17 protein-coding genes are annotated in these 13777 nt (G+C 67.2%); 3 read left to right on the plus strand and 14 right to left on the minus strand.

Annotation, left to right across the window (positions count from 1 at the left end):
• Nucleotides 1-83: 83 nt before the first annotated feature.
• From ACW18B_RS05585 to ACW18B_RS05595, 3 genes are all read left to right on the plus strand, one after another.
• Nucleotides 84-332, plus strand: a complete 249-nt coding sequence (locus tag ACW18B_RS05585) for a hypothetical protein (RefSeq protein ID WP_492050237.1) — start codon at nucleotides 84-86, stop codon at nucleotides 330-332.
• Nucleotides 329-1213, plus strand: a complete 885-nt coding sequence (locus tag ACW18B_RS05590) for an SPFH domain-containing protein (RefSeq protein WP_492050238.1) — start codon at nucleotides 329-331, stop codon at nucleotides 1211-1213. The genes ACW18B_RS05585 and ACW18B_RS05590 overlap by 4 nt, the downstream gene beginning before the upstream one ends.
• A gap of 164 nt (nucleotides 1214-1377) precedes the next feature.
• The gene (locus ACW18B_RS05595) at nucleotides 1378-1920 is read left to right on the plus strand and encodes a TetR family transcriptional regulator (protein ID WP_492050240.1); all 543 of its coding nucleotides are present in this window, start codon (nucleotides 1378-1380) and stop codon (nucleotides 1918-1920) included.
• Between the two features lie 282 nt (nucleotides 1921-2202).
• Here ACW18B_RS05595 and ACW18B_RS05600 read toward each other — a convergent pair whose 3' ends face one another.
• The 14 genes from ACW18B_RS05600 to ACW18B_RS05665 all read right to left on the minus strand — a co-directional run bounded on the left by ACW18B_RS05600 (nucleotide 2203) and on the right by ACW18B_RS05665 (nucleotide 13757).
• Nucleotides 2203-3540: an ATP-binding protein gene (locus tag ACW18B_RS05600; RefSeq protein ID WP_492050241.1), complete on the minus strand. Its 1338-nt coding sequence runs from the start codon at nucleotides 3538-3540 to the stop codon at nucleotides 2203-2205.
• A 172-nt stretch (nucleotides 3541-3712) separates the two neighbouring features.
• The gene (locus tag ACW18B_RS05605; protein WP_492050243.1) at nucleotides 3713-4414 is read right to left on the minus strand and encodes a response regulator; all 702 of its coding nucleotides are present in this window, start codon (nucleotides 4412-4414) and stop codon (nucleotides 3713-3715) included.
• A complete protein-coding gene (locus tag ACW18B_RS05610; protein ID WP_492051618.1) occupies nucleotides 4411-4917 on the minus strand; it encodes a MarR family winged helix-turn-helix transcriptional regulator in 507 nt (168 codons plus the stop codon). Before ACW18B_RS05610 ends, ACW18B_RS05605 begins: the two co-directional genes overlap by 4 nt.
• 341 nt (nucleotides 4918-5258) lie before the next feature.
• Nucleotides 5259-8186 carry a TonB-dependent receptor plug domain-containing protein gene (locus tag ACW18B_RS05615; RefSeq protein ID WP_492050245.1) on the minus strand — a complete coding sequence of 976 codons (2928 nt, stop codon included), beginning with the start codon at nucleotides 8184-8186 and terminating at the stop codon, nucleotides 5259-5261.
• Between the two features lie 341 nt (nucleotides 8187-8527).
• Nucleotides 8528-9502 (minus strand): tetratricopeptide repeat protein, encoded by a 975-nt coding sequence (locus ACW18B_RS05620; RefSeq protein WP_492050247.1) that lies wholly within the window; start codon nucleotides 9500-9502, stop codon nucleotides 8528-8530.
• 139 nt (nucleotides 9503-9641) lie between these two features.
• On the minus strand, nucleotides 9642-10070 hold the full coding sequence (locus tag ACW18B_RS05625; RefSeq protein WP_492050249.1) for a DUF4870 family protein: 429 nt from the start codon (nucleotides 10068-10070) through the stop codon (nucleotides 9642-9644).
• 3 nt (nucleotides 10071-10073) lie between these two features.
• On the minus strand, nucleotides 10074-10439 hold the full coding sequence (locus ACW18B_RS05630; RefSeq protein ID WP_492050251.1) for a DUF4870 family protein: 366 nt from the start codon (nucleotides 10437-10439) through the stop codon (nucleotides 10074-10076).
• Nucleotides 10440-10566: 127 nt separating this feature from the next.
• On the minus strand, nucleotides 10567-10968 hold the full coding sequence (locus ACW18B_RS05635) for a PRC-barrel domain-containing protein (protein WP_492050253.1): 402 nt from the start codon (nucleotides 10966-10968) through the stop codon (nucleotides 10567-10569).
• Between the two features lie 269 nt (nucleotides 10969-11237).
• Nucleotides 11238-11789, minus strand: coding sequence for a hypothetical protein (locus tag ACW18B_RS05640; protein WP_492050255.1), 552 nt, complete (start codon nucleotides 11787-11789; stop codon nucleotides 11238-11240).
• Nucleotides 11790-11794: 5 nt separating this feature from the next.
• On the minus strand, nucleotides 11795-12202 hold the full coding sequence (gene folB / locus ACW18B_RS05645; RefSeq protein WP_492050256.1) for a dihydroneopterin aldolase: 408 nt from the start codon (nucleotides 12200-12202) through the stop codon (nucleotides 11795-11797).
• A gap of 14 nt (nucleotides 12203-12216) precedes the next feature.
• Nucleotides 12217-12987, minus strand: coding sequence for an SDR family oxidoreductase (locus ACW18B_RS05650; RefSeq protein WP_492050258.1), 771 nt, complete (start codon nucleotides 12985-12987; stop codon nucleotides 12217-12219).
• A 4-nt stretch (nucleotides 12988-12991) separates the two neighbouring features.
• Nucleotides 12992-13072 (minus strand): hypothetical protein, encoded by an 81-nt coding sequence (locus ACW18B_RS05655; protein ID WP_492051620.1) that lies wholly within the window; start codon nucleotides 13070-13072, stop codon nucleotides 12992-12994.
• A 71-nt stretch (nucleotides 13073-13143) separates the two neighbouring features.
• Nucleotides 13144-13446 (minus strand): HigA family addiction module antitoxin, encoded by a 303-nt coding sequence (locus ACW18B_RS05660; RefSeq protein WP_492050260.1) that lies wholly within the window; start codon nucleotides 13444-13446, stop codon nucleotides 13144-13146.
• Between the two features lie 14 nt (nucleotides 13447-13460).
• Complete coding sequence (locus ACW18B_RS05665; protein ID WP_492050262.1) at nucleotides 13461-13757, minus strand: type II toxin-antitoxin system RelE/ParE family toxin; 297 nt, start codon at nucleotides 13755-13757, stop codon at nucleotides 13461-13463.
• Nucleotides 13758-13777: the final 20 nt, after the last annotated feature.

The following is a 13777-nucleotide window of genomic DNA, read 5'->3' on the forward strand; positions in this document are numbered from 1 at the left end:
AGTTAAACGAAAAGTCACTCGCCAGTTTCGCGCGGCGCCTTAGAATAGTCTTCTAATCCGCGACCTGCGCGGTTGGAGGGGCAATGACCGACAGGCAGTACTTCAGCGCCGCCAAAGCGGTTGCCTACGTTATTCTGTTCGTTGCGGCTGTTATAACATTACTTAGAGTCGTGATCGGTCCGCTTTGGGGATCCGCATCTGACCTGGGTATGGTCGCCGCTGTTCTGACTGGCGCTGGCGGCGTGCTTGCCCTGGCGTGGCTGGCGCGCGTGATGATGCGTGATGTCGCCAGGGGCTTCGCGCCCGACAATGGAGAGAACCAACCCTCATGAGCACCACCGATAAACCCTTTGGACGGGGCGGCGCCCAGGCGACGCTCCGCAACAGCCTGATCATCTCGGCGGCTGTCCTGGTTTTGATGATGGGCGGCTGCCAGGTCATCTCGCACAGCACGACGGTCGAACCGGGCAATGTCGGGGTCAAGATCAAGACCCTGGGCTCAGGCGCGGGCGTGTCGCCCGACGCCTTGCCGGCGCGCTGGTATTTCCGCGGGATCGGCGAGCGCATCGTCCAGTATCCGGTGATCCAGCGCACCTACAGCTACACCCGCGAGAAGGACGAGCGCGGCAACGAGAACGAGGAGATCACCTTCTCCGACAATACCGGCCTGCCGATGACGGCGGACGTTTCGGTGACCATGCAGGTCAATCCGGCGGCGGCTCCGAATCTGTATCAGACCTATCGGCTGACCTTCGACCAACTGCTGGACGGCCCGATCCGCAATGACGTCCGCTCGGCCGTGGCGGCCGAGGCCGAGAAGGTGGGGGTCGAGACGCTGTACAGCGGCGGTCGCCAGGTGGTGATCCAGAAGGCCTTCGCCCGCGTCGCCGGCAAGTGGTCCAAGCACGGCGTGACGGTGTCGCAAATGGACTGGATCGGCTCGATCCGCTATCCGGCCGCCGTCATCGACCAGATGCAGCGCAAGACCCAGCTGGAGCAGGAAGCCCTGGCGGCCAAGGCGCTGGAAGCCAAGGAAACCGCCCTGGCCAACGCCGCCGTAGCCAAGGCCAAGGGCGAGGCCGAAGCCACGCGGATCAAGGGTGAAGCCCTGCGCTCCAATCCCCAGGTCCTGCAGCAACAGGCGATCGAGAAGTGGGACGGGGTGCTGCCCAAGGTGACCGGGGCGTCGACGCCGTTCATCAAGATCGACTAGCGGGCCGGCGTTCAGCGTCGTGCGTGGTCCTCGTCCTTCGACGGGCTCAGGATGAGGACCATTCTAAAGATCTTCGCGGTAGAGAACCTCATCCTGAGTTTGTCGAAGGACGAGGTTCTCGGCTGGCCTTGCCAGCGCCGCTTTCGACCGCCATCTGATGGGGCATGACCGCCGCTGAAGATATCCTCGACCGCGCCGCCGCCGCCGCTCTGGCCCTGGCGGCGGATCGCCCCTGGCCGCAGATCACCCTGCGCGACATCGCCCTGAAGGCCGAGGTGTCGTTCGCCGAGCTCTACGCCCTGGCCGACGGCAAGGGCGCGGTGCTGGGCCATCTGTCGACCCGCTTCGATCGCGCCGCCCTGGCCACGGTCAGCAGCGACGACGCCGCGCCGCACGACCGCCTGTTCGACGCCGCCATGGCCCGGCTCGAGGCGATGGAGCCGCACCGCGCCGCCCTGATCGCCATCGCCCGGGCCGAAGGCGTGCTGACGGCGGTGGTCCGCTTTCCCCGCACCGCGCGCGCCATTCTGGAAGCGGCGGGCGTTGAGGCGACGCCGGCGCGGCTGGCGGCCATGACGGCGGTGTGGGCCCGGGTCGTTCAGGTCTGGCGTGATGACGAGGGCGCCCTGAACCGGACCATGGCCGAGCTCGACAAGCGTCTGAAACAGATGGCCGAGCAGCTGGGGAAGGTCGGGGCGGGGTTCTAGCGGGCAAGTCCTCCCCTTGAAGGGCAGGGCAATCGCATAGGGATCAGGTTCAAAAGGATCCAGCCTTCCTGGGCCTTGTGCCCAGGACCCATGGCGCCGCCGATGCGAGTTTGGGTCTGGGTTCTGGGCCGTTCAGCCGCGCATGAGGCCGAAATCACGACCTGCCTCAAACATGGGTCCTGGGCACAAGGCCCAGGAAGGCAAGATTTCTAAAGCCCGCCCAGGCTTGAGCCCGTCAATCTCTCATACGCGACCACGTCCCACAGGGGAGGATCCGCTCCCCTAGCCCGGCAGCCGCATCACCGCCCGCAGGCCGCCCATCGGCGAGCGCTCCAGCAGCAGGTCGCCGCCCAGGCCGCGGGCCATGTCGCGGGCGATGGCCAGGCCAAGACCCACGCCCTTTTCGTTCTGGTTGCGCGACTCGTCGAGCCGGTTGAACGGCTTGAAGGCGTCTTCGTAGCGGTCTTCGGGAATGCCGGGACCGTCGTCGTCGACGACGATCTCGACCCCGCCGGTCAGTCGGGCCGTCGCCGAGACCCGCACATGGTCGCCATGGGCGGCGGCGTTGTCGATCAGATTGGCCAGGGCGCGCTTGAAGGCGTTGGGGCGCAGGGTGACCGTCAGATCCGGCGCGATCTGCGCCTCCACGGTCGCCCCGGACCGCACCGCCGCGCTGACCACCCCGCCGATCAGCTCGGCCAGCACCACCGACTGCGGGGGCTCGCCGGTCTCGCCGCGGGCGAAGGCCAGATATTCGTCGATCATGTGCTCCATCTCGGCCAGGTCGCCCTTCATGGCGTCCATCTGCGCGCAGGGCTCGGCCAGGGCCATCTCCAGCTTCAGGCGGGTCAGCGGCGTGCGCAGGTCGTGGCTGACACTGGCCAGCAGGGCCGTGCGCTGTTCGATATGGCGCTGGATACGCGCCTTCATGGCCAGGAAGGCCTGGGCCGCCTGCCGCACTTCACGGGCCCCGTGCGGCTTGAAGTCGATGTCGCCGCCGCGCCCGAAGGCGTCGGCCGCCTCGGCCAGGCGCTCGATGGCCCGCACCTGGTTGCGGATGAACAGGATGGCGACCGCCGTCAGCAGCAGGGTGGCCATCACCATCCACAGGATGAAGATGTGGCCCTGGGTGGCGAAGGCCCGGTCGCGCAGGGCGTAGATCTGCAGGATACCGCCGTCCACCTGCACGCGGATATCGATATAGGCGGTGTAGCGGGTGGTATCGAACCAGAATGGCGCGTCGAGCCGGTCGGCCAGGGCGTCCTGCAGCGAGCGGTCCAGGCCAAATAGGGCGTCGCGGCGCCGGGTCGGCAGGATCTTGTCCTTCTGGAAGGCGATCGACAGCGACAGGGACTGCTCGGCCCGATCGGCCAGCCTGGCCACCGCACCGGGGCTGGGATCATCCTGGTAGCTGGCCACGGCCCAGGCGACATCGCCGGCCAGGCCTTCGGACAGCTTGCTGTTCACGGTGCGCCAGTGGGCGTCGAAAAAGCCCCAGGTCACGGCGATCTGCATCACCGCCACCGGCAGCACGATGATCAGCAAGGAGCGCCCGAACAGCGAGGTCGGCAGCCAGCGCTTGATCCGGCGCGGGATGTAGAGCTTGGCGCGCAGACGCATGGCTACTGGCCCCCTCCTGACCGCGGAGCCTGTCCTCGGGCGCGCGCTCCGCGCGACCCGGGGGCGGTCGTCCTCCCCCGTAGGGGGAAGACGAGGTTGGCGCGCTCCATCTTCCCCCTCTGGGGGAGGAGCGCGTCAGCGCGGAGGGGGCAAGTCCCGAGATCCAATCCCATCAATCGGGCGCCAGCCGATAGCCAATGCCCCGCACGGTCTGCAGATAGCGCGGGTTCTTGGGATCCGGTTCGATCTTGCGGCGCAGGCGGGTGACCTGCACGTCGATGGCGCGGCCGGTGGCGTCGGCGGTGTCGCGGGCCAGTTCCAGCCGGTCGACCGGCTCGTGAGCCGAGCGGGCCAGCCGGCGCATCAGCGCCACCTCGGCCTCGGTCAGGCGCACGGGGGCGCCGTCGCAGGTCAGCTCGCCGCGTTCGGGCTCGAAGGCGCAGCGGCCCAGGACCAGCTCGCGCGGGCCCGTCGGCTTGGCCGCCGAGCGGCGCAGGATGGCCTCGATGCGCAGCAGCAGTTCCTGCGGCTCGAACGGCTTGCCCAGATAGTCGTCGACCCCCTGGCTCAGGCCCTCGATCCGGTCCTGGGTCTGGTCGCGGGCGGTCAGCATCAGGATCGGCGTGCGGCTCACCTCGCCGCCCATGGCGCGCAGGCGCTTGGTGAAGGCAAAGCCGTCCTCGCCCGGCATCATCACGTCCAGCACCATCAGGTCGAAGTTCAGGGCCCCGCACAGGCGGTCGGCGCCGGCCGCGTCGGCGGCGGTGCTGACCCGAAACCCGGCCCGGACCAGGAAGGCCTTGAGCAGTTCGCGGATGCGGTCATCGTCATCGACGACCAGCAGATGGCGTTCGCGGCGTTCGTCGGGCGTCATGCCACCACCCGTCGTGTCGGTCCCACCCCCTGACGGGGCCCGGCCAGGGCGGCCAGAATGCGCCGGGTTCCGGCCACGCCATCCAGCCCGCCCGTGCGGTAGGCGCGCGCGAGAAGCGCCCGCAGGCGCTCGGCGACGCGCCCTTCGAAAGCCACGCCCGACACAGTCAGGACCACCGGCTTGCGGCGACCGTCCAGATCGCCGGTCGCGCGTTCAACCAGCCCCGCCTTGATCAGGTCGGCCAGGGTGCGACTGGCGGCCTGTTTGGAAAGACTGGTGAGCCGGGACAGGTCCTGGACGCCGATCCCGGGGCGGCGGCGCAGCAGGAAGGCCGCGCGCCAGTGCGAACGACCCAGTCCCAGGGATTCGGCTTCCAGGGCGCTGTCGACGGCGGCCCACAGGGCGGCCTCGGCCAGCAGGATCAGCTCCAGGCCGCTGTCCAGCTCCTCTTCGCGCAAGATGAGCCGGGCGTCGGCCGTGCCTTGCTGCAGAGGCGCTATCATCACCTTCAAGTCCCTGTTGTCTGCGCCCAAGCCGGCGAGAGGCGAAAAATTCGTCTTCCAAATAGGGCGGTCCAGGGTCCTTGTCTCGGGCGACCTTCGCCGAACAGGCCCGACGCCCTTTCAGGCTGGCCGAGATCCTCGATCCGACGATCCCGACACGGTGGCCGAGATTGGTCAGACCTGCAAGATAACCCTCCCCTTGAACGCGCGCGTCGCCTGCCATCGCCGGCTGATCGCCCTGCGCGCGGGCATGTGATCGGCCAACGGCCTCGTCTCAACGATCAAAAAAGGGGCCGGCTCCTTTCGGAACCGGCCCCTCTCTCTTGGCGAGGTCGCTTCAATTAGAACTTGAAGCGGATGCCCGTCTTGTAGGTCCGGCCAATCAAGCCGGCATAGTGCCAGGTCGTCAGATAGTTCGGCGAGCTGGAATAGGATCCCGGAGCGATCGGAGCCCGTTCGTCAAACACGTTGCCGACGTTGACGAAGGCCGTGACCTGGTCGGTCAGGTCCGCCGAGGCGTTCATGTCGACATTGATGAACTTCTTGATCGTGCAGAACTTGTTGGCCGCAGCCGGGTTGCCGGAGCCGCCGTAGGGGTTGCCCGGAACGCAGTTGGTGCTGCCGTTGGTGTCGGCGGCGACCGACTTGATCTCGCCGACATAGTAGGCGGTGGCCGAGAAGCTGTAGCGGCCATATTCGACCGTGTTCTGCCAGTTGCCCTTCCAGTCCGGCGTACCGTTGCCCGACGACAGATCGTACGGGCCCAGGGTGCCGGCGTACTTCTGCACCTCGGTATCGGTGTGCAGGTCGTATTTCAGCAGGTGGGTGACCTCGACGCGGCTGGTCAGCTTGGCGTCGCCCAGGTTGAACTTGCCGGTGGCCGAAAAGTCCACGCCCGCCGTGATCGCATAGTTGGCGTTCACGTAGGGGACGTTGATGATCAGCACGCGCGGCAGGGCGGTGGGGTACAGCGGGTCAACAGCGTCGACCACGTTGCACGAATAGCCGGCGCCGACGGCGGCGACAGCGGCGCAGCCCGCGGTCTGGTCGGCCGAGGCGTAGTAGGCCGCGACCGCCTTGCTGATGTCGGGACCCGTGGTGATCAGGTCGGACTTCTTCACGTTGTAGTAGTCGACCGTCATGCTCAGCCAAGGAGTCGGCTCGATGATCGTGCCCAGGGTGAAGCTGCGCGAGGTTTCCGGCTTCAGGTCCGGATTGCCGGCGACGCCGCGACCCAGGCTGTAGGACTGCGAGTACGGGTTGCTGGTGCCGCCGTGCGCGGCCTGGAACGCGGCCGGAGGCGTCGTGCTGACGAAGCCGGCATATTGCGAACGCGGACCCGATTCAGCGAAGGTCGGCGCGCGGAAGCCCTTGGAATAGGTGCCGCGGAACGCCAGTTGCTTCATCGGGGTGTATTTCGCGCCAAGCTTGGGCGAGAAGTGGCTGAAGCCTTCCGAATAGTGGTCGTAGCGACCCGAAACGTTGATTTCGAGCTGGTCGGTCACCGGCGCCAGCACTTCGAAGAAGCCGGCCGAGACCGTGTGCTTGCCGAAGGCCGAGGCGGTGGTCAGGCCGTAGGTGTCGAGACGGACGTTCTGGTTGTTGTTTTCCAGAAGCTCCTTACGAACCTGGGCGCCGACGGCCAGTTGCACGTCGCCGCCGGGCAGGGTCCAGAGCGACTTGGTGATCGAGCCGTCCAACGACATCATCGACGAGTGCGACGGGGTCACCTTGTCGGGAGAGATCGCATTGCGGACCGCTGCGGTGTTCTGCGACGGATCCACGAAGTTATAGGCGCCCGTGTTGATCGCGCTCATCAGGCCGGCGATGTTCAGCAGGCCGTGCTGGGTGATCTCCAGATTGTCACGCGCGCCGGCGGCGTCGATGCGCCAGTTCCAGTCATCGCCGAAGCTGCCCTTCAGGCCCACGGTGCCGCGAATGACTTCATTCGAGCGATCGCTGCCGGAAGGAAGGTCGCCGAACAGGTAGTAGATGCGGGCCGCGCCATTGGCGGGGTCCGCCGCATAGGCGGCCGCGAAGGGGTTGTTCGGGTTCAGGCGACGGTCAGCCGCCGTGGCGCAGTTGGCGCCCGCCGAACAGATATAGACCGGCAGAACGATGCCCGGGTTGCTGGACGCCAGCGAGGGCGCGCCGCCGAAGGGCTGGGTCGCCCGGATCGCGGACGGGATGCCCTTGATGCTGACATAGCTGTTGGAGTAGCTGCCCGTCGCATAGGCCTCGATGTTGTCGCTCAGGCGAACGCTGAGGCGGCCGTTGAACGCGTAGCGCTTCTGGTAGGGCGCGATCTGGCGATAGGCGTCGTTGAGGTCCCACTTGCAGCCCGTGCCGTTCGCGCTGGTCGAGACCTGCGTGAAGGTGCCGTTAGGGCAGCTGCCCAGGTTCAGGGCCTGATAGGAGGTCGTCAGCGGCGCGCCGGCCTTGCCGGACAGCGGATTGTTCAGGTCCGACTGGCTGACCCGCGTCACGTTGGCGGTCGGGGTCGCCGTGGTCATCGACGAGTCGCCGGTGTTGTTGTCCAGGCCGCCGATCGAGCTCAGGTCCGCGGTGTTGTAGGGGAAGCCGCGGCTGTGGTTGGTGACCCGGTCATCGGTCTGATACTCGGCGTTGACGTAGACGTTCCAGCCGCTTTCGGCGTAGTCGCCGAAGCCCAGGGTCAGGTCGCCGCGCTTGTGCTCGGCGTCGTTCTTCCAGCTCTGGCCGCCTTCGAGGCTGCCGGCGATGCCGACGAACTGCTGCTTCAGCTTCAGGTTCACCACGCCGCCGATCGCGTCCGCGCCGTAGGACGACGACGCGCCGTCCTTCAGCACTTCGATCCGGTCGATCAGGCTGAACGGGATGCTGTTCAGGTCGACATAGGCGTTGTGGCCGTCGTCATTGATCGGGAAGTTGGCCGAGCGCAGGCCGTCGACCAGGACGAGGGTCGACGAAACGCCCAGGCCGCGCAGCGAGACGGCCGAGCCGCCGGCGCTGAAACCGGTCTGGAAGCCGGTGCCGATCGAGCCGGCGCCATCAGCCGAGATCGAGCGGATGGCTTCGGCGGCCGTGACGATGCCGGCGCGTTGCAGGCTCTGGGCGGTCAGCACGGTGACGGGCGACGGGGTCTCGGTGTCGGTGCGGCGGAACAGGGAGCCGGTGACGACAATTTCTTCGACCTGGGTATCGTCGCTGCCGGGAGCGGCGGTCTGGGCTGCTGCCGAGTTGGCGACGAGCAGAGCGGCGGCGACGCCGCAGATCATTGTGGACGCCATGAGGCGCCCGCGGACGGTGGTGTGTTGCAAGATTTAAACCCCTAGGTACTCGGGTCACAAGCGACCCGCAGCATCGTCCGGAAAACACAGGCTGTGAGCGCGGCCCCTAATTTGCCGACTCGCCGGATCTCAGGCTGATGAGGTTTCGATATTGAAATGCGAACGTCGTCGCATGATAAATTCCCGGCCAAACATGTCGTTGAAGCAATATTTCACCGCGATCGGCAAAAAAGCCACTATCGAGCGCAAGCGATAACGTGCCGGACGCCAGGCGCGGGTCTGCCCAACCCCGGCCTGTTCGGGTTCGCATGATACACTGTTGAGACGTAAGGGCTCTCGGCTCAGGTCGAGATGCGCGCTTCCAGTTCGGCAAGCCGCTGGCGCGTCACGGCCAGGTCCGAACCGAACCGGGCCGGGTCGGCGGCGGCCAGGCGCGCGGCGACGTCATAGCTCTCGCGGTACAGATCCAGCGCGCGCATCCGATGGCCGCGGTCCTCGCGCAGATCGGCCAGGCGCTCCAGGGACACCGACAGGGCCCGCTGGGCGGCCGGATCCAGAGCCTCGCGACCGCCGGTGGAGCGGCGCAGGGCCAGGGATTCCTCGAACGCCGACAGGGCGTCGTCGAGCCGACCTTCGGATTCGGCCACATCGCCGACGCCGGCCAGGCTGCCGGCCAGCAGTTCGAGAACGTCCAGATTCTCCGGCGCGGCCTTGCGGGCGTCGCGGGCGTAGGAGACGGCGGTTTCATAGGCCTCGGCGGCGTCGTCCATCTGGCCCTGGCCGCGCGCGAAGTCGCCCAGGTCGCGATAGACCATGGCCAGTTCGCGGTCGCCGCGCGCCGTCGTCTTCATCGTCAGCAGGGTCTGGGCGGCTTCGGTCCAGGATTCAGCGGCGGTCAGGGCGATCATGCGCGCACGCATCTGCGCGAAGTCGCTCGGGGCCGAGGGCGGCGTCCGCGCGGTCCGCGCGGCGGCGGGGGGGGGTGAGATGGGCGCGACGACAGGCGGATCGCCGACGGGCGACGTCTCGACCATCGCGCTGACGGCCATGGCCGGGGTCGCTTCGGGTTCCGGGAAGTCGACCAGAGGCCCCGCCGCTGTCTTGCGCCGCTTGGGCTTGGGACGCGGGGTCAGGGCGGCGACGACGAGTACTCCCCCGAGTATCGCCGCCGCCCCGCCGGCGAATGGTCGATGCGGCTCAAACGGTCCAAGATCGAGATGCGCGGCCCAGCTCCCCAGCGAGCCCCAACCCGCAACCACGTATCCCGACGTCGCCAGGACCAGTCCCAGAATGATCCCTACGATGCGAGCCAGCATGTCGCCCCCTCCAAGACGTCCATTCGCCAGGATCGACAGGTCAACCGAGCTTGACCGCAAGGTCGAGCCGTCTCAACTGGCAGGGGAAGTCCGTCCCGAAAGGCGACGCTCTGGCGGGCGCCTTGGCGATTGGGCGCCTTTAAAACAGCCATGTCCTGGGTCGCGGATAGGCGTCACCCTTCGCCAGATAGTAGATTCCGACCGCACAACGGACCGCGAACCACACCCCGACGGCGCCCATGATCATGGCGCCGGCGGCCACCACGGGGATGCCGACCAGCAGGATCGACAGCGGCAGACCCAGGATGAACAGCAGCAGTCCGATCAGGAACCAGCCGATGGTCAGCCAGAAGCTGCGGATGGCGAAGGTGTAGTGGCTTTCGTTGATCGGCCCCGCCGTGCCGCGATTGGCATAGGCGACCAGCAGGCCGATCACCGTGGTGGCGGCGCAGCTGGCGAAGCCCAGCAGGTACAGGCCATAGACGACGGCCGGCAGGACCTTGTCCTCCTCGGCGCGGGCCGCGGGGGTGATGTCCTGGGTGATTTCGGGGGCGGATGAATCGGTCATGGCTCAGAGCATCCAGTTGGTGGGCGTCGGATAGGCCTGGCCCTTCAACAGCCAGGACAGGCCCATAATCCCGCGCACGGCGATCCACACGCCCACTGCGGCCAGCAGAATCACGCCGACGCCGACCACCGTCAACGCCCCGCCGATGACGGCGAACAGCAGCGACAGCCAGAAGGTGCGGATCTGGAACTGGTAATGGCTTTGCAGCCACTCGGGCGCGCCCTTGCGGCTGACATAGGCCAGGATCACGGCGATCACCGAGGTGACGCCCCCGGTGATCAAGCCGGCCAGCATCAGGGCGTAGCCGACGATCGGCAGGGTCTTGTCATCCTGCAGGGGCGGGGGAACGGCGGGGTCGAGATCGGTCACGGTGACGCTGAGCCTTGGAAAACGATGGTGTCCCAAGGATCGCCCTTATCGGCCATCGATGCAAATGAAGGTCCCGTAATTCGGGAGCGCCCCGCCTCGCCGAGGGCGGCGAGACGGGGCGTTGTGCTCACCAGTAGGGTCGGGCGCCGTAGGCGGCGTAGTAGGTGTGCAGGGCGTCCCGCTGCTCGCTATCATCCCATCCGCTCAGGTCCGACACCTCGAGCTTGGGCGCGAGCGCCAGGAATTCTTCGGTGATGGGAACCACGTAGCCGCCATTGGCGGCGTCGTATTTGAGCACGGACCACGGCAAGGGCTGGTGTTTGTCCCCCATGCCAAGGAAACCGCCAAAGCTCAGAATGGCGTAGGCCACCTTGCCGGTCTTCTTGTCGATCGCGATGTCCTCGATCTGGCCAATCTTCTCCTTGGCCTGGTTGAAGACGGCGCTGCCGTTGACGCGCTTGGCGGGGATCAACGGATGATCGATCTTCGTCGTCGTTTCGGTGCGCTCAAGCGTTTGTTGATCAGTCATGAAATGTCTCCTCTGAGGGGCGGCGGAGCGCAGCAGGGAGCCGCGCGTCAACATGTCCGCCGAAAAGCAGCCTCTCGGTATGCCGACGATCAGAATTGTTTGGCTATGAAAGGATCTGCTTGTTTAAAAGCGCCTGAATGAACACTTTCGTTCCGTCTTCGTGGCGAACTTTTATTCACAAAGCGGAGCCGTAAGGGCAATATTCGTGTTGGCGAATATGCATCGAAATCGCATTGTGCGGCTTCAGGCTTCGCGCACGCCGTCGCCCCCTAGGGCAACAAATCCCGCGGCGGGTCGCGCGGGTCGAAGGCGTCGCCGCGCGACAGCCAGGGCAGGGCCGCCAGCAGCAGGATCAAAACGAACCCCATCCGCGCGGCCATGTCGACGCCGACGCCGGCCATGCCGGCGCTCACCGACGACAGCAGCAGGGCGACAACGCCCATCCCCAGGAAGCCGGCCACCCAGGTCAGGGCCGGACGGGTCTCGATGCGGGCCAGGTCGAAGCGGGCGGCGGGCGCAACCTCGGCCGCCTGGCGCGCCAGGGCGCGGACAAAGGTCGAAAAGCCGTCCAGCCGGTCTTCTGTGCGGCCGGGGCCAAGATAGCTCTGGGCGATGAGCACCATCGTCGCGCGGCCAAAGCTCAGCTGCAGCACCCGGCGGCGACCGCCCTGGGGCGCGGCGGCCAGGCGAAAGCGGGTCAGGGCGCTGAGGGGAAAGCCGCGCACCTTCAGGCCGCGCGTTTCGACCAGCGTCCCGTCCCGCAGCGTCCACACCGTTTCAGGCTGGAACGGCGCGAGGCGGGCGCTGTGGGTCAGGCTCATGGCGGCTAGGCGCGGACGGCGGTGATTTCCACGCCGGCGGCGGCGGCGTGCGGGGCCAGGGCCAGGGGCTTTTCGACCCGCACCCGGGCGCGGGTGACGCGGGCGTCGGCGAAACAGGCCTGGGCCAGACGCTCGGCGAAGGTCTCGACCAGATCGATATGGCCTTCGTCGGCGATGGCGCGGGCCGCCTGGCCGATGGTTTCGTAGTTCACCGTGTCGCCGATGCGCTCGCAATGGCTGGCGGCGATGTCGAGCTCGACATCGATGATCAGCGGCTGGCGGGCGCCGTGCTCGTGGTCATAGACGCCGATCCAGGCCTCGACCTTGAGAGCGCGGACGAAGACCTTGGTGATGATGACGCGGGCCAGGGGCGCGGCGTCGGGCGTGGTTTCGGCGAGGGGGGAGGCGGCCAAAGCGCGTGCGCCTTTCAGGATCCGAGGATGTCGGGCGTGCGCCAGCCCAGATGCTGACCGGCGTCCACGGCGATCATCTGACCGGTGACCGCCCTTGCGTCAATCAGATAGCGCAGGGCTGCGGCGACGTCGTCCGGGGTGGCGCGGCGCTGCAACAGGGTGCCGGCGGCCTCGGCCTCGAACTCGCCGGGCGCCTGGTGGATATTGGGCAGGGTCGGGCCAGGGCCGATGGCGTTGACGCGGATGCGCGGGGCCAGGGCCTGGGCCAGGGTCTGGGTCGCCCACCACAGGCCCGCCTTGCTGAGGCTGTAGCTGAAGAACTGCGGATTGGGCCGCCAGACCCGCTGGTCGACGATATTGACGATCAGGCCCTCGAGATCGGCCGGCAGGGCGGCGGCGAAGGCCTGGGCCAGCACGATCGGGGCCCGCAGATTGGTCTCGATGTGGCCGTCCCACAGGGCGCGGTCCAGCGATCCGACGCGGTCGTCGTGAAAGACCGAGGCGCTGTTGACCAGCAGGGTCAGCGGGCCCAGGGGCGTGGTCTGGGCGACCAGGCCGGCGACCTGGGCTTCGTCGGACAGCTCGGCCGACACCGCCAGGGCCTGGCGACCCAGGGCCTGGACGGCCTCGACGGTCTCGCGCGCCTCGTCGGGCGCGCCGCGATGATGCACGGCCACGTCATAGCCGGCGCGCGCGGCCTCCAGGGCCAGAGCCTGACCGATCCGACGCCCCGCGCCGGTGACCAGGGCCGCGCCGCGCCCCCCAAGCGCGCCCTTCTGGGTCATCAGCCTAGTCGACGCGGCCGAACTCGGTGAGGTTCAGGCCGATGATGACGGCCAGGAAGATGGCGATGACGAGGATCGCGATCATGACGCGGCTCCGTTGCAGAGGAAGGGTCTTGCGGCTTTAGCGAGGCGCGGGCCCGGGGGCAAGGGCGGGCGTCAGGCCGCGGTCTTCAGCGGCCGGGCCCGTTCGATCCGTTGGCGTTCGCTGGGGGAGTGCATAGCCTCCCACAGATCGCTGCGTCGCTGAACGTTCAGCCAGAATTCCGGACTGTTGCCAAACACCCGGGCCAGGATCAGGGCGGTCGAGGCGGTGACGGTCCGGCGGTTGTTGCACAGCTCGTTGACGTGCTTGCGCTGCACGCCCATCGCTTCGGCCAGGGCGACCTGGGTCAGGCTCATCGGCGTCATGAACTCCTCCGTGAGGATTTCACCCACCGTGGCCGGCTTGCGCGTGGTCATCAACATGGCTCACCTTACCTGTAGCTATGGTCGTCGAGATAAAGATCAGCGGCCTCGCCCCGAGCGCCGTCCCATCGAAACACCAGCCGCCACTTCTGGTTCACCCGAATGGAATACAGGCCCTCCAGTCGCCCGCGCAGCTTCTCGAAATGGTTGCTGGGCGGCGCGCGCAGATCCTGATCGCTGGTGGCGTCATCAATCATCTGCAGCTTGCGGAACACCCGCTCCTCCAGATCCGGAGGAATGATGCGTGATCTCGCGTCGTCCACGAAAAAGGCGCGCAGGGTCTCGTCCCGGAAGCTGACAATCATACGGCGATCCCAACTTGTCC

Source organism: Caulobacter sp. FV2ps19 (genome assembly GCF_058681035.1).